Source organism: Cupriavidus neocaledonicus, assembly GCF_000372525.1.
In the GTDB taxonomy this organism is placed as follows: Bacteria; Pseudomonadota; Gammaproteobacteria; order Burkholderiales; family Burkholderiaceae; genus Cupriavidus; species Cupriavidus neocaledonicus.
Genome location: NZ_AQUR01000100.1, coordinates 182435 through 198547 on the forward strand (window position 1 = coordinate 182435; position 16113 = coordinate 198547).

At 70.8% G+C, this 16113-nt stretch carries 9 protein-coding genes and 1 pseudogene; 7 read left to right on the top strand and 3 right to left on the bottom strand.

All coding sequences use genetic code 11. The annotated features are described in order from the left end of the window. Positions 1–56: 56 nt before the first annotated feature. Together A3AG_RS0118925 and mprA are read left to right on the top strand one after the other, a co-directional pair. The gene (locus tag A3AG_RS0118925) at positions 57–503 is read left to right on the top strand and encodes a hypothetical protein (protein WP_018006942.1); all 447 of its coding nucleotides are present in this window, start codon (positions 57–59) and stop codon (positions 501–503) included. A gap of 150 nt (positions 504–653) precedes the next feature. Further along, entirely contained in the window at positions 654–2285 is a 1632-nt protein-coding gene (gene mprA / locus A3AG_RS0118930; RefSeq protein ID WP_018006943.1) for an MprA protease, GlyGly-CTERM protein-sorting domain-containing form, read from the top strand. Between the two features lie 15 nt (positions 2286–2300). Here the strand turns inward: mprA and rrtA are convergent, their stop codons facing one another. Continuing rightward, entirely contained in the window at positions 2301–2945 is a 645-nt protein-coding gene (gene rrtA, locus A3AG_RS0118935; RefSeq protein WP_018006944.1) for a rhombosortase, read from the bottom strand. After that, positions 2935–5814, bottom strand: coding sequence for a bifunctional [glutamate--ammonia ligase]-adenylyl-L-tyrosine phosphorylase/[glutamate--ammonia-ligase] adenylyltransferase (glnE, locus tag A3AG_RS0118940; protein WP_018006945.1), 2880 nt, complete (start codon positions 5812–5814; stop codon positions 2935–2937). The genes rrtA and glnE overlap by 11 nt, the downstream gene beginning before the upstream one ends. A 260-nt stretch (positions 5815–6074) precedes the next feature. Here glnE and A3AG_RS0118945 point away from each other — a divergent pair, with 260 nt between their 5' ends. The 3 genes from A3AG_RS0118945 to tldD all read left to right on the top strand — a co-directional run bounded on the left by A3AG_RS0118945 (position 6075) and on the right by tldD (position 12826). Next, the gene (locus tag A3AG_RS0118945; RefSeq protein ID WP_018006946.1) at positions 6075–10415 is read left to right on the top strand and encodes a YhdP family protein; all 4341 of its coding nucleotides are present in this window, start codon (positions 6075–6077) and stop codon (positions 10413–10415) included. A gap of 17 nt (positions 10416–10432) precedes the next feature. Then, entirely contained in the window at positions 10433–11269 is an 837-nt protein-coding gene (locus tag A3AG_RS0118950; protein WP_018006947.1) for a carbon-nitrogen hydrolase family protein, read from the top strand. A gap of 96 nt (positions 11270–11365) precedes the next feature. Beyond that, positions 11366–12826, top strand: coding sequence for a metalloprotease TldD (gene tldD / locus A3AG_RS0118955; RefSeq protein ID WP_018006948.1), 1461 nt, complete (start codon positions 11366–11368; stop codon positions 12824–12826). Between the two features lie 242 nt (positions 12827–13068). Here the strand turns inward: tldD and A3AG_RS0118960 are convergent, their stop codons facing one another. Continuing rightward, entirely contained in the window at positions 13069–14124 is a 1056-nt protein-coding gene (locus A3AG_RS0118960; protein ID WP_018006949.1) for a class I SAM-dependent methyltransferase, read from the bottom strand. A 511-nt stretch (positions 14125–14635) separates the two neighbouring features. On the opposite strand from A3AG_RS0118960, the gene aroG reads away from it, so the two are divergent. Together aroG and A3AG_RS34050 are read left to right on the top strand one after the other, a co-directional pair. Continuing rightward, a complete protein-coding gene (aroG, locus tag A3AG_RS0118965) occupies positions 14636–15715 on the top strand; it encodes a 3-deoxy-7-phosphoheptulonate synthase AroG (protein WP_018006950.1) in 1080 nt (359 codons plus the stop codon). Positions 15716–15940: 225 nt separating this feature from the next. Continuing rightward, positions 15941–16113: pseudogene (locus A3AG_RS34050) on the top strand (ISL3 family transposase); the annotation flags it as partial.

Here is a 16113-nt window from a genome sequence, read left to right on the forward strand (position 1 = left end):
TCTTGCGCGGCCTTGCGTGGCATCGCGCCAATTCATTTATCGACAGGAGCTTCCCCATGACCCGCCCAGCGCCGCCCACCGGCCACCGCCCGCGCGCCTCGCTGCGCGCGCTGCTGGCCCTTGCCACCGCCGCCTCGGCCGCATTGCTGGCGCTGTCCGCCTGCCAGGCCCAGCCCAAGGCCTCGGCGCCGCCGCCGGGCAGCATCAGCGACGACCGCGCGCTGGGCGACATCATGGTCCGCTTCAAGCCGCCCGCGGTGGACCTGTCCGAAGACGCCGGCAAGCTGCTGGCCGAAATCAAGGGGCCGATCCGCTATGTGGTCAAGCGGCCGATGTCGGGCGGAGTCTGGCTGGTCACGGCGATCTCGCCGTCGGCCGACGCCAGCCTCGACCAGGCCGTCGACACGCTGCGCGCCACGCCGCGCATCGAGACCGCCGAGCCCGACCGGCTGCTCAAGCCCAGCCGCAGTATTCCCACCAGCCGCGACATGCCGGCGCGCTGAGGCGGAGCGGACCCGTACGGAATGCGGCATTAACGAACGGGGACGAAAACAACACCGCCCTTGCACAACCCGGCTGGATCGTATTCGCTACATAACATGCCCACGCGCCGGCCCGGCCCGAGCGCGCCACGCCCCAGGGAGGAGAAATCCATGCCGCAATCCGTGCTGTCCGTGTTCTGCCGCAGCTTCGCGGCCCGCCGCTGGCGGGCCATCGCCCTGGCCGCTGCCGCTGTATGCGGGGCGCTCCCGACCGGCACGGCGCTGGCAGCCGGCGCGCAGTCCGCACCGGCCTATACCGGCCACATCATCGTGCGCTGGCGCGACGGCACCACCGCGGTCGACGGCAATGGCGCCGGCAAGTCGCCGGCAGCCGCCGAAGCCCTCAAGCAGCTGAGCGAACGCACCGGCATCGCCGTCACGGCGCGCCGCGCGATGGGCGGCAACCTGCAGTTGCTGCAGGTGCCCGACGCCTTTGCCGCCGACCCCGAAGCCGCGGCGGCGCGGCTGCGGCAGGACCCGCGCGTGGCCGACGCCGTGCCCGACCGCTGGCTGCGGCTGCACGACACCCTGCCCAACGATCCCGAGTTCCAGGTCAACCAGCCGTACCTGAAGGGCACCGGCACCGCCATCGGTGGCGTCAACCTGCCGCGCGCGTGGGACCGCACCGGCGGCAGCAGCGGCATGGTGGTGGCGGTGGTGGATACCGGCATCCTGCCCCATCCCGACCTGCAGGGACGGCTGCTGTCCGGCTTCGACTTCATCAGCACCACCACGGTCTCGAATGACGGCGACGGCCGCGACGGCGACCCGACCGATGCCGGCGATAACCTGCCGGCCGGCTTCACCTGCCCCGGCAGCAGCACGCCCACGCCCGAGCCCACCAACAACAGCTGGCATGGCACGCGCGTGGCCGGCGTGCTGGGGGCGCTGACCAACAACGCGCGCGACATCGCGGGGGTCGACTGGAATGCGCGCATCCTGCCGGTGCGGGTCTCGGGACGCTGCGGCGCGCTGCTGTCCGACACCGTCGACGGCATGCGCTGGGCTGGCGGCCTGCCGGTGCCGAACGTGCCGGACAACCCCAACCCGGCGCGCGTGGTCAATATCAGCCTGGGCGGCGGCACCTGCAGCGGCATCGAACAGCAGGCTGTCAACGACCTGAACGCGCGCGGCGTGGTGGTGGTGGCCGCGGCCGGCAACAACCGCGGCGCGGTCGAGGCGCCGGCCGACTGCAGCGGCGTGATTGCCGTCACCGCGCACGCCAACGACGGCGAGAACGCCAGCTATGCCAACGTCGGACCGCAGGTGGCAATCAGCGCGCCGGGCGGCGGCTGCGGCAACTCGCAGGTGGTCGACGGCCGCTGCACGGTCACGCCTTCGGTGATCCGCACGCTCAGCAATGACGGCAAGACCTCGCTGGGCAACTACGTGGTGGCGTCGTCGGCGGGCACCAGTTTCGCCGCGCCGATGGTCTCGGGCGTGGTGTCGATGATGTTCGCGCTCAACGGCTCGCTGACGCCGGCGCAGGTCACCGCGGCGCTGAAGAGCTCGGCGCGGCCGCATCCCTCTGGCACCTTCTGCACCACCAATCCGGGGGTGTGCGGCGCGGGCCTGCTCGATGCCGACGGTGCGCTGCTGGCCGCGCTGGGCATGCCGCCGGTGCAGGCCGCGCCGGCACCCGCCGCGGATGGCGGTGGCGGCGGCGGCGCGGTGCCGCTGTGGAGCGGGCTGCTGCTGGCCCTGGCGGGGCTGGCCGGTTTCGCGCTGCGCCGCCGCGGCTAGCGGCTGCGGTGGTGCTCAGGCGGCGGCGCCGCTATCGCGCGCCGGCCGCCGCGCCAGCCACCACTCCTGCAAGACCCAGCACAGCAGGCCGGCCACGGCGCCGGCCGCATGCGCGACGCGCACCACGCCGAAGCCCCACGCCGGATCGAACACCACCGGCGCCAGCCACGACTGTTCCACCCAGACCTTGGCCAGCACGCCCAGGCACAGCAGCACGCCGGTGATGCGCGCCAGTCCCGGCGCGCGCAGCAGCCCCAGCGCGCCCCACAGCGCCAGCCCGTGCAGCGCGCCCGAGAGTCCGCCGTACCAGGCAATCGCCGGCACGCGCAGCAGCACCAGCTGCACCGCGATGCCGCAGGCGACCAGCACCAGCAACAGGTTGCGCACCCGCGCCACGCGCGCGCAGATCGCCAGCACGCCGGTGGCGGCGAGCATGTCGGCCAGCCAGTGATGGCCGTCCAGGTGCACCCACATCGCCGTGGCCAGGCGCCACCACTGGCCGTCCACCCGCACCGCGTCGCGCAGGTACAGGCCATGCGCGTGCCACCACGGCACGAAGGTGAACGTTGCCGACAGCGCCCATACCAGCGCCACCGCCGCCAGCAGCCCCGGCCACGATGCGCCGGCGGGTGCCGGCGTCCCCGCGGCGTCAATCCTCACCGAACACGGCCTGCCATAGCGTGCCCACCGCCGCGGTCTGCGCGGCCATCGATGCCGGCGCCACGCGCGCATGGACCTGGCCGTCGAGGCGCAGCTGATGCTGGCGCGCGCGGAACAGCCGGTAGGCGTCTCCCACCGCCAGTGCCAGCGTGGCATCGATCAGGCCGAGCTCGCCGGCCTCGCGCAGCAGCGCGATATTGCCGGCGTTGCGCGTCAGCTGCGGATGCGCGCGGCTGTGCAGCAGCACCAGGTACTGCACCGTGAACTCGATGTCTACCATGCCGCCGCGGTCGTGCTTCAGGTCGAACAGTTCGGTCGGATTGGGATGGCCCTCGGCGACCTTGCGGCGCATCTGCGCGATCTCGGCGCGCAGCGCCGCGGCGTCGCGCTGCTGGCACAGCACCTCGCCGCGCAGCGCCTCGAAGCGGGCGCCGATGGCGGCGTCACCCGCGCAGAAGCGCGCGCGCGTCAGCGCCTGGTGTTCCCAGACCCAGGCGGTGTTGTCGCCCTCGCGCAGCTGGTAGCGGCGGAACGCGTCGAAGCTGGTCACCAGCAGCCCCGCCGCGCCGTTGGGGCGCAGCCGCGTGTCGACGTCGAACAGCGCGCCGGCCGCGGTATGGCTGGTGAGCCAGGTGATCAGGCGGCGCGCATAGGCGGCATAGACCTCGGGCGCGCGCTCATGCTCGTCGTCGTACAGGAAGATGATGTCCAGGTCCGAGGCATAGCCCAGTTCCTTGCCGCCCAGCCGGCCATAGGCGATCACGGCGAAGCGGGGCACCTCGCGGTGGCGCGTGGCGAGCTGGCGCCACACCGTTTCCAGCGTCGCGTCGAGCATCGCGTCGGCCAGGTCCGACAGGCGGTCGGCCACCTGCTCCACCGTCAGCATGCCCTGCAGGTCCTGCAGCAGCACGCGGAAGGTCTCGGCATGGTGTTCGCGGCGCAGGATATCCATCTGCTGCTCGACCTGCCCCTCCGCGGCCAGCAGCCGTTCATGCAGGCGCTTGCGGAACGCGGCCCAGTCGGGCGCGCCGGCCAGCGCGTCGCTGTCGAGCAGCTCGTCCAGCAGCTGCGGATGGCGCGTCAGGTAGGCCGCGGCCCAGCGCGAGGCGTGCAGCGTCTGCGCGACGCGGTCCATCGCCTGCGGGTATTCGGACAGCAGCGACAGGTAGGAGGCGCGCCGGCTGATCGCCTCGAGGAAGTCGATGAAGCGGCCGATGGTGCTGTCGGGATCGTCCTGGCGCGCGGCCAGGTCGAGCGCGCGGTTGACCAGCTGGTCGAAGCGCGCGCGGCTGGCTTCGGACAGCGCGCGATAGCGCAGCGACGCGGCGATCGCGCGCAGCCGGTCCAGCAGCGCATTGCAGTCGGTAAAGCCGGCGGCCTGCAGCCGCTGGCACGGCACCGCGCTGTCGGCGGCCTCTTGCGACGGGTCCTGGCGCGGGTTGTCCTGCGCGCGCGCGGCGCTGTCTTCCATGACGATGTCCGGCCACAGTGCCTCGCACGGACCGGCGTCGGGATCGGAGAAGGTGGCTTCGAACTGCTGCGCGACCGGTTCCTGCAGCTCGGCAAGCCGCGCCAGCAAGGCCGGCCAGTCGGCGCAGCCCATCATTTGCGCCACCGCGTGCTGCTCGTCCGGTGAGCCCGGCAGGTGGTGGGTCTGGGCATCGTCGCGGTATTGCAGCCGGTGTTCGAGCTGGCGCAGGAAGCGGTAGGCGTCACCCAGTTGCTCGGCCTGCCCGGCGGGCAGCAGGCCGCGCTCGACCGCCACCGCCAGCACCTCCAGCGTCGGCCGGATGCGCAGCGCGGGGTCCTGGCCGCCGCGGATCAGCTGGAACACCTGGGCCATGAACTCGATCTCACGGATGCCGCCGCGGCCCAGCTTGATATTGAACGAGCGCTGCCCGCCGAGACCCAGGCCATGTCCCGCCAGGCCGCCGCTGCGCTTGGCGGCCTCGCTGCGGATCTGCGCATGCAGCGAGCGGATCGCCGCGATCACGCCGTAGTCCAGGTAGCGCCGGAACACGAACGGCGAGGTCAGCCGCGCCAGCAGCGCGGCGGTCCGCTGCGCATGGGGCGAGTCCAGCGCCGACACCACGCGGCCCTTGATCCAGGCATAGCGTTCCCATTCGCGGCCCTGCACCACCAGGTATTCCTCGAGCATGCCCAGGCTGCAGGCCAGCGGCCCGGCATCGCCATTGGGACGCAGGCGCATGTCGACGCGGAACACATAGCCGTCGGCGGTCACGTCGGCGAGCAGGTTGATCAGCCGGCGGCCCAGGCGGATGAAGTACTCGTGGTTGGACAGGGTGCGCGGGCCGCCGTGGGTCTCGCCGTCTTCGTCGTAGAGGAAGATCAGGTCGATGTCGGACGAGACATTGAGCTCGCGCCCGCCCAGCTTGCCCATGCCCACCACCACCAGCTCCTGCACTTCGCCGCTGTGGGCGCCGAGCGGGCGGCCGAAGGTGGCGGCAAGGTCCTCGCCCAGCACCGCCAGGCCATGCTGGATCGCCAGTTCGGCCAGGTCGGTCATGGCACCGGTGACCTCGCCCAGCGTCGCCAGGCCGCGCAGGTCGCGCTCGATCACCGCGCACATGACCTCGGCGCGCAGCCGGCGCAGCGCACGCTTGGTGGCCTCCTCTACATCGGCCGAGGGGACGTGCAGCGCCTGCAGCGGCGCTGCCATCCAGGCGCGCGTGAGCGGCTGCGCCACCGCGGCGGCGAGGACCTCCGGCAGGTCCGGGCGGGCCTGCAGCACGCGCCGCGCGTAGTGCGAGTACGCGGCCGAGTACAATACGTCGCCGCCTGCCCGGGCGCCTGCGCCGTCCGGCTGCGGCGCCCGCGCCGCGGTGACGGCAAAGGCGCCGGCGGCCATGGTGCCGGGGCCCTGTCCCGGTACGACGGAGGCCGCATGGGCGGGTTCCGGTGTGGCGCGCGCGCCATGTTGGTCAGCAGCGTCGCCGGCGGCGGAACTCGTCGGATCAGAGGCAGTCATTCCAGTATTTGAAATGCAAGCAAAGGTGCGAAAGGTGCGGCCAGGGTACCCCGCCGCGGTGCGCGCAGCTTGTGCATTTCTTGTTTTAGCCGGCCGGGCACCAGATTGGAGAGCGGCTAGTATTGTCGGATAATCTGCGCATGTCCAGCCGCGCCCCACAACCCGCTGACGCTTCTCCCCCCACTGGCGGCGCGGGCGGGCACGAGGCCGCCACCACGCTGCCGGCTACGCCCACCGTTTCCCCTGGCATCGACACCGCTGACGCCCCGCGCCGCAGCGCCACCTGGGCGCGCGCCGGCGCGCTGGGTCGCGCCACGGCGCGCGCCGCCGCGGCGGTCGTGCGCCATCCGTTCTGGCGCGGCCTGGGGCGCGCGCTGGTACGCCTGGCGCTGGTGCTGGCGGTGCTGGCGCTGGCGGCCGGCTTGCTGATCCGCTTCGTGCTGTGGCCGCAGGCCTCCGCCGCGCGCGAGTGGCTGGAACAGCGCGGTTCGCAGGCGCTGTCGGCCCAGGTCAGGATCGGCTCGCTCGATACCTATTGGGACGGCTGGCACCCCGCCTTCCGCGCGCGCGGCCTGAGCGCGGTGGACGGCCAGCAGCGCGCGCTGCTGTCGGCCGCCACGCTCGACGGCAAGCTGGCGTGGCGCTCGCTGGTCAGCATGAACCTGCAGTTCGTCAGCCTGAGCGCGAGCGGCACCGACATCCTGGTGCGGCGCACCCCCGAGGGCCGGCTGCTGGTCGCCGGCATGGTGGTCGACGCCACCGGCGGCCAGCAGGACGACGACCGCTTCCTGGGCTGGCTGATGTCGCAGGGCCGCGTGGCACTGTCCGACGGCAAGCTGCGCTGGCTCGATGAAAAGGCGCGCCTGCCGCGGCTCGACATCGGCGAGATCCGCCTCGACACGCGCCGCGAGGGCGCGCGCCACACCTTCCACCTGGAAGCGCGCTCGCCCGCGCTGGGCCCGCGCCCGCTCGAGGTGCGCTCGACCTTCCGCGACGACTACCTGCACAGCGCCGGCAACTGGCGCCACTGGACCGGCCAGGCCACCTGGGACCTCGGCCAGTTGCAGCTGCCGGTGCTGCAGCGCTACCTGGCGATGTTCGAGCGCGTCGCCAGCGGCACCTTCAGCACCGACGGCAGCATCGAATTCCGTCAGGGCCGCATCGTGCGCAGCCAGACCCGGCTGCGCGCCAGCGGCGTCGACCTGCAGCTGGCCGGCGCCGCCGCGCCGCTGCGGCTGGCCAATGCGCAGGCCCTGCTGCTGCACCGGACCGAGCGCGACGGCAGCAACCTGCTGACCGTCGACACGCTGCTATGGCAACCCCTGCAGCCCCTGCAGCCGCTGCAGGGCCAGCGGCCGGCGCCGCCCGACCACGGCAACGCGCCCGCGGTGGCCGACGGCAGCTGGCGCGAAGGCATGCGCAAGGTGGCCATCGGCTGGGCCCGGGCCAAGGACGGCACGCTGAACAAGTTCTCGCTGAAGGCGCCGTCGCTGGACCTGAACACGGTGCGCGCGCTGGCCACCTCGATGCCGATCGATACCGCGGTGCTGCGCCGGTTGCGCGCGCTGCAGCCGGCCGGCCACATCGACAACCTCAACGCCAGCTGGACCCGCGCGCGCACCGGCATGCTCGAGCGCGGCGGCGGCAAGCCCCACTACAGCATCCAGGGCACACTGCGCGAGGTCTCGATCAACGGGCAGCCCGCGGTGCCCGCGCTCGACGCCGCCGGGCATGCGCGCCTGGGCACGCCGGGCTTCTCGCGCCTGTCCGGCGCCTTCGCCCTCGACGACCAGCAGGGCCGCGCGCGCTTCGAGGGCAACGACGCGGCGCTGGTGCTGCCCGGGCTGTTCGAAGACCCGCGCCTGCCGTTCGACCAGATCGCCGGCGACGTGCGCTGGCAGCACCGCGACGGCAAGCTGGCGGTGACGCTGGACGGCGTGCGCTTTGCCAATGCCGACGCCGCCGGCTCGGTGCGCGGCACCTGGCGCGAAGGCGGCGACGGGGTCTCGGGCATCGCCGACATTGCCGGCGAGATGACCCGCGCGAGCGTCGCGCGGGTGCCGCGCTACCTGCCGCTGAGCATTCCCGCGGCCACCCGCCATTACCTGTCCGGCGCGCTCGCCGGCGGCGAGGCCGCCGGGGTCAGCTTCGTGCTGCGCGGCGACCTGGCGCACTTCCCGTTCCACGCACCGCACGAGAAGGCGGGCGAGTTCCGCGTCGAAGTGCCGATCGAACACGTCAGCTACCAGATCGCGCCGCATGACGCGGCCCACGAGCCGGCCCATGGCGCCGGCGGCGCATCGTCGTGGCCGGTGTTCACCGACATCGCCGGGCGCGTAGTGTTCGACCGCGGCGGCATGACCTTCCTGGCGCGCCGGGCCACGGTGCAGGACATTGCCGGCGTCACGCTGCACGATGTCAGCGGCCGCATCGACGACCTGAGCCCGCGCGGCAAGCTCGCCATCGACGGCAGCGCCACCGGGCCGGTGCAAGGCTTCGTGCGCTACATCAACACCTCGCCGGTGCGTGCATGGACCGGGCACGTGGCCGACGCGGCCCGGGCCGGCGGCAACGGCGAGCTCAGGCTCAAGCTCGAGATGCCGCTGGAACACGCCGACGCGGCCAGGGTCGATGGCCGCTTCCGCTTTCCCGGCAACGATGTCGTGCTCAGCCCGCAGTTGCCGCAGCTGGGCAATGCCAGCGGGGTCATCACCTTCAACGAGCGTGGCTTCGGGCTTGAGAACCTGCGCGCCCGCTTCCTGGGCGGCGAGCTGCGCCTGGCCGGCGGCACCCAGCCGGACGGTGCCACGCGCGTGAGTGCCAGCGGCCAGGCCTCGGCCGCGGGGCTGCGCGACGCCGCCGCGGGCACGGCGCTGGCGCCGCTGGCGGCGCGGCTGGAAGGCGCCACCGGCTACAGCGCCGTGATCGGCGTGCGCGAACGGCAGTTGCAGGTCCAGCTGAGCTCCGAGCTCAACGGCATGGCGCTGCAGCTGCCGGTGCCGCTGGCCAAGGCCGCCGCGCCCGCATTGCCGCTGCGCGTGGAACTGCGCCCGGCTGCCAATGCTGCCGGATCCACCCGCGCCGGCACCGACGAACTCGCCGTGCAGGTGGGCAATGTGCTCAATGCCCGCTACCTGCTGCGCCGCGACGGCGGCAGTGGTTTCGACGTGCTGGCGGGCGCCATCGGCGTGCAGCAGGCGGCGCCGCTGCCGGCGGCAGGCGTCAGCGCCGCGGCCACCTTCGACCAGCTCGATATCGATGCCTGGCGCGCGGCCTTCGGCGGCGGCGCTGACGGCGCGGGTGCCGACGAGCCGCCCTCGCCGTTCCTGCCCAACCGCATCGCGCTGCGCGCGCGCACGCTGCACGGCATGGGCCGCACGCTGGACGAGGTTTCGCTCGAAGCCAGCCGCGAGACCGACGGCTGGAACGCCAGGGTCGACTCGCGCCAGGTTGCCGGCGCGGTGCAATGGCGCCCGGGCGCGACGGCTGCGGCCGCTTCGCTGCGCTTGCGCCTGGCGCGCCTGAACGTGCCCGATGCCAACGACGAGCACAACGTGGTCGATGCGCTGGCCAGCAGCATCGACACCTTGCCCGCGATCGACCTGGTCGCCGACCAGTTCATGCTGCGCGGCCACGACTTCGGCAAGCTCGAGGTCAAGGCGCATACCGAGACCGGCGCCGGCGGCACCGATCCGGTCTGGACCCTGGACAAGCTGCAGCTCGAGCAGCCCGGCGCCACCCTGACCGGCAACGGCAGCTGGCGCGTGCCGCGCCGCCTGCGCGCCGACGCCAGCGCCGAGCGCCGCACGCTGCTGTCCTTCGCCATCGACGTGCGCGACGCCGGCGCCACGCTGGACCGGCTGGGGCTGCCGCATACTCTCAGCGACGGCAAGGGCAAGCTCGAGGGCCGCGTGGCGTGGCGCGGCTCGCCGCTGTCGATCGACTACCCGACGCTGACCGGCAAGCTGTCGCTGGACCTGGAGAACGGCCAGATCCTCAGCGTCGAGCCGGGCGCGGCGCGCCTGCTGGGCGTGCTCAGCCTGCAGGGCCTGCTGCGCTTTGCCACGCTGGACTTCCGCACGCTCTCGGGGCGCGGGTTGCTGTTCGACCGCATCACCGGCAGCGGCACCATCGAGAACGGCGTCGGCACGATCCAGGATTTCCGGCTGCGCAGCCCGCAGATCATCGCCAGCATGAGCGGCACGGCCAACCTGCTGCGCGAGACCCAGGACCTGCGCGTCGAGGTGGTGCCGCGCATCAACGCCACCACCACGTCGATCGCGGCGGCCTTCATCAACCCCGCGCTGGGCATCGGCACGCTTGCCGCGCAGCTGCTGTTCGCCGACGAGTTCTCCAAGATGTTCACCCAGCACTACCGGATCTCGGGCAGCTGGGCCAACCCACAGGTCGGCAAAGTGGAGGACAATAAGGCGCAAGGCCCGACCTTCCAGAACCGCGCGGACCCGGCCTTCCCGCGCTAGAAGAAGATGCCGCCCCCATGAGCCCAGCCAACCCAGCCAGCCCTGCCCCGTTCCGCGTTGCCGCCGTCCAGACCGTGACCGGCACCTCGCTCGACGCCAACCTGGCGCGCGCCGAGGCGCGCATCGCCGAGGCCGCCGCCGGCGGCGCCGAGCTGGTGCTGCTGCCCGAGTACTTCTGCATCATGGGCCGCGCCGAATCCGACAAGGTCGCGGTGCGCGAGCACGACGGCGACGGCCCGGTACAGCAGTTCCTGGCCGACACGGCGCGCCGCCATGGCATCTGGCTGGTCGGCGGCACGCTGCCGATGTGGTGCGACGATCCGCAGCGCGTGTACAACACTTCGCTCGCCTTCAACCCGCAAGGCGAGCGCATCGCGCGCTACGACAAGATCCACCTGTTCGGCTTCACCCGCGGCACCGAAAGCTATGACGAGTCGCGCACCATCCTGGCCGGGCGCACGCCGGTCAGCTTCGACGCGCCCTGCGGCCGGGTGGCGATGTCGGTGTGCTATGACCTGCGCTTCCCGGAGCTGTACCGCGGCCTGGCCGCCGACGGCGGCACCAGCCTGATCCTGATGCCGGCCGCCTTCACCTACACCACCGGGCAGGCCCACTGGGAAATCCTGCTGCGCGCCCGCGCCATCGAAAACCAGTGCTATGTGCTGGCGGCGGCGCAGGGCGGCAAGCACGAGAACGGCCGGCGCACCTGGGGCCATTCGATGCTGGTCGACCCGTGGGGCGAAGTGCTGGCGATGCTGCCCGAGGGCGAAGGCGTGGTCGGCGGCGTGATCGACCCGGCGCGGCTGGAGGAAGTCCGGCAGAACCTGCCGGCATTGCGGCACCGGGTGCTGTAGCATGTACGCAAGCGCGGGGGCCGATGGCGCCCTCGCCCACAGGATTGTTTGCCGCGCCGGCCAGCCCGCGCGGCCCAAGGAAAAAAAGGACCTCTCATGAACGCCGGCGATCTCGGAATCCGCAACCTGGCCACCGCGCAGCAACTGCTGCTGGCGCCGTACGGCCTGGACGAAGCCAGGCTCCAGCGCGTGCTGGCCGATATCTTCACGCACAAGGTCGACTACGCCGACCTGTACTTCCAGTACACCCGCAACGAGGCCTGGAGCCTGGAAGAAGGCATCGTCAAGTCGGGCAGCTTCAGCATCGACCAGGGCGTGGGCGTGCGCGCGGTCTCGGGCGACCGCACCGCCTTCGCCTACTCGGATGAAATCAGCCTGCCCGCGCTGTCGCAGGCGGCAGCCGCCACGCGCACCATCGGCAAGGCCGGCAGCGGCCGCGTCAAGGTCGCCGGCGAGCTGGCCACGCACGCGGGGCGCAACCTGTACACGCCCAACGACCCGCTCGACTCGATGAGCGCGGCGGAAAAGGTGGCGCTGCTCGAGCGCATCGAACGCATGGCGCGCGCCAAGGATCCGCGCGTGGTGCAGGTGATGGCGGGCCTGGCCGGCGAGTACGACGTGGTGCTGGTGGCGCGCAGCGACGGCGTGATCGCCGCCGACGTGCGCCCGCTGGTGCGGGTCTCGGTCACGGTGATCGCAGAACAGGGCGGGCGCCGCGAGATCGGCTCGTCCGGCGGCGGCGGCCGCTATGCCTATGGTTATTTCACCGACGACCTGCTGCAGCAGTATGTGGACGAGGCGGTGTCGTCGGCGCTGGTCAACCTGGACGCGCGCCCGGCCCCGGCCGGCGCCATGACCGTGGTGCTGGGCCCGGGCTGGCCCGGCGTGCTGTTGCACGAAGCGGTCGGCCACGGGCTCGAAGGCGACTTCAACCGCAAGGGCTCGTCGGCGTTCGCCGGGCGCATGGGCGAGCGCGTCGCGGCCAAGGGCGTGACCGTGGTCGACGACGGCACCCTGGCCAACCGCCGCGGCTCGCTCAACCTCGACGACGAAGGCAACCCGACCCAGTGCACCACGCTGATCGAGGACGGCATCCTGCGCGGCTACATCCAGGACACGCTCAACGCGCGCCTGATGAAGATGCCGGTCACCGGCAACGCGCGCCGCGAAAGCTATGCCGCGCTGCCGATGCCGCGCATGACCAACACCTACATGCTCAACGGCGACAAGGATCCGCAGGAGATCATCGCCAGCGTCAAGCGCGGCCTGTATGCGGTCAACTTTGGCGGCGGCCAGGTCGACATCACCAACGGCAAGTTCGTGTTCTCGGCCAGCGAGGCCTACATGATCGAGGACGGCAAGATCACCTACCCCGTCAAGGGCGCGACCCTGGTCGGCAACGGCCCGGAATCGCTCAAGGACGTGACCATGATCGGCAACGACATGCGGCTGGATTCCGGCGTCGGCGTGTGCGGCAAGGAAGGCCAGAGCGTGCCGGTGGGCGTGGGCCAGCCGACGCTGCGCATCGAGAATATGACGGTGGGCGGGACGGCATAAAAGAACGTAGTCCGATAGGCCCACACCGAACGAACTCGCCAAGGCAAGGTGTTCTCCCTCCCCTCACGGGGAGAGGGCTGGGGTGAGGGGTGGTCTAGCCAGGCACCACAACAAGCAAGGCCAACTGTTTTTTTCAGCGCGATGGCTTCGGCCAAAGCCGGCCCTCACCCCGACCCTCTCCCGCGCGCGGGAGAGGGAGTAACCAGGCGGCAAGCAGGAACACCGCAGGTCACGGCCCACCCTCACGGCCGTACTTCATACACCAGATTGAACGGCGTCTGCGCCGCCCGCCGGAAGCTGCGGAAGCCCGCTTGCTCCGCCACCCCGCGCATGCGCGCCTCGCCCGCCTGCGCGCCCAGGCACAGGCCGACTTCCTGCGAGCGCGATGCCGGCGTGCAGATGAAGGTCGAGGCGGAATAGAACACCCGGCCCACCGGATTCAGGTTCTGCTCCAGCGCATCGTTGGCAAAGGGTTCGACGATCATCCAGGCGCCGTCGGCGCGCAGGGTCTCGCGCACGTGGCGCGCCGCGCCCACTGGGTCGCCCATGTCGTGCAGGCAGTCGAACACCGCCACCAGGTCAAAGTCCTTGCCGCCATAGTCCTTGGCGCTGGCCACCTCGAAGCGCACGCGCTCGGCCACGCCGGCGCGGCGCGCGGCCTCGGCCGCATGGCGCACCGAGGGCTCGTGGTAGTCGAAGCCGATAAAGCGCGACGCCGGGAACGCCTGCGCCATGATGATGGTCGACGCGCCATGGCCGCAGCCCACGTCCGCCACCATGGCCCCTGCCCTGAGCCGCGCCGCCATGCCGTCCAGCGCCGGGATCCACTCGGACACCAGGTGCGCCGCATAACCTGGCCGGAAGAACCGCTCGGTGCCATGGAACAGCGCGGGGTCGTGCTCGTGCCAGCCCAGCCCGCGGCCGTTGCGGAAGATGTCGATCAGCTTCGGGATCGCGCGGAACTGCGCCACGGCGATCTGGAAGGCGCCCGGGATGAAGGCCGGGCTGCCCTCCTGCGCCAGCGCATAGGCCTGTTCCTCGTTCAGGCTGAACTGGCCCGAGCCCGCGTCATAGTCGACGTAGCCGCTGGCCGCCTGCGCCGACAGCCATTCGCGCAGGTAACGCTCGTCGGTATGGGTCTTGGCCGCCAGCATGGCGACGGTCATCGGCTTTTCCGCCAGCGCCTTGTACAGCCCGAGTTCATCGCCGACGACCACGGTCGCGGCATGCATCACCGCGCCGATATCGCCGACGAATTTTTCCATGAAGGCATTCAGCCTCGCCTCATCGACGCTCATGATGCACCTCCCCGTGCGCACGGCTCCCCGCTTTCAATATAGCCATCGGCTATGGCCGGGAAAGCGGAAATGCGACGGCGGCGGCAGGCTCGCAAGGCCTCGGCGAAATGCAAGTGGCGTGGGTGCGCCAGCGCACGGCAGGGCTGCGGCGACACTTGCCAACCCCGGCAAAAGGCGCTATAAAGATGCTTCGACGCGCGGCCCGCAGCCAATGCGCACCGAAAATTTCCGAAGCAGCGCGCAATTTCCTGCCTTTCTGCCACGCAGTGCAGCATAAATCCAGCGCCCGCGAACAAAATCGTTTCAAGCTGACCCAAGCCAACGCCTTTTCTCGCCATGTCCGCTAAGTTTTACTTTTACTTTTTTGGCGATCTCACACCGCTGGCGGATAGGGAGGGATGGCTGTAAGCAGCGCCCCGAATACAAAAAAACCGCCAGCGACCCTGGCGGTTTTTTTATACCCCTTTGTTTTCCCACACCCTCACGACCTCACAAGAATCCTGGAGCCATCATGCTGAAGAACACCGACGACCTGCGCATCCGCGAACTCAAGGAGCTGCTGCCGCCCGCGCACCTGATCCGCGAGTTCGGCTGCTCCGAACAGGCTTCGGACGTGATCTACGGCGCGCGCCAGGCCATGCACCGCATCCTGCACGGCATGGATGACCGCCTGATCGTCATCATCGGCCCGTGCTCGATCCACGATACCCGCGCCGCGCTGGAATACGCCAAGCTGCTCAAGGTGCAGCGCGAGCGCTTCGCCGGCGAGCTCGAGGTGGTGATGCGGGTGTATTTCGAGAAACCGCGCACCACGGTGGGCTGGAAGGGCCTGATCAACGACCCGCACATGGACGGCAGCTTCAAGATCAACGACGGCCTGCGCACCGCGCGCGAGCTGCTGCTGACCATCAGCGAAATGGGGGTGCCCACCGGCACCGAGTACCTCGACATGATCAGCCCGCAGTACATCGCCGACCTGGTCAGCTGGGGCGCGATCGGCGCGCGCACCACCGAGTCGCAGGTGCACCGCGAGCTGGCGTCGGGACTGTCGTGCCCGGTCGGCTTCAAGAACGGCACCGACGGCAACGTCAAGATCGCGGTCGACGCGATCAAGGCCGCGTCGCAGCCTCACCATTTCCTGTCGGTGACCAAGGGCGGGCACTCCGCGATCGTGTCGACCTCGGGCAACGAGGACTGCCACGTGATCCTGCGCGGCGGCAAGACGCCCAACTACGACGCCGCCAGCGTGCAGGAAGCGTGCGATGCCATCGCCAAGGCCGGTCTGGCCTCGCGCCTGATGATCGATGCCTCGCACGCCAACAGCAGCAAGAAGCACGAGAACCAGATCCCGGTGTGCGCCGAGATCGGCCGCCAGATTGCCGCCGGCGACCAGCGCATCATCGGCGTGATGGTCGAATCGCACCTCGTGGCCGGCCGCCAGGACCACGTGCAGGGCCAGCCGGTCGATGAACTGACCTATGGCCAGTCCGTTACCGATGCCTGCATCGGCTGGGATGACTCGGTCAAGGTGCTCGAAGGCCTGGCCGAGTCGGTGCGCCAGCGCCGGCTGGTATCGGGCAGCGGCAACTGAAGCGCAGACGAAGCAACGACGGAAGCCACCGCGGCGGGCACTGCGCCCGCCGTGCTACCTCCGGCTGCCATGCAGGGCGCCGCCGCCGAGGTCGGCATCGCGCATCGGCTGCGGCTGGCTTGCCCCCGGGCCGTGGGCGAAAAAAAAGGTTCTTCGAAGAATTCCGGGGCCTGATTTGCCACATTCCGTATCCTAATGGCCGTTAAGACGGTCATAGGGAACGGGATGCTGGATCGGAAGACGCTGCAGGCGTTGGGCTGCTGGGATGGCTACAAGCTGGATCTGGTGGTATGGCCAGAAGGGGAAAGCCGTACGCTGGCGCTGTACCTGAAGCCGGTCAGCAAGGTAATGTACTGCGAGGAATGCGGATCGAAGTGTCGGCAGGTCCATGAGACGGT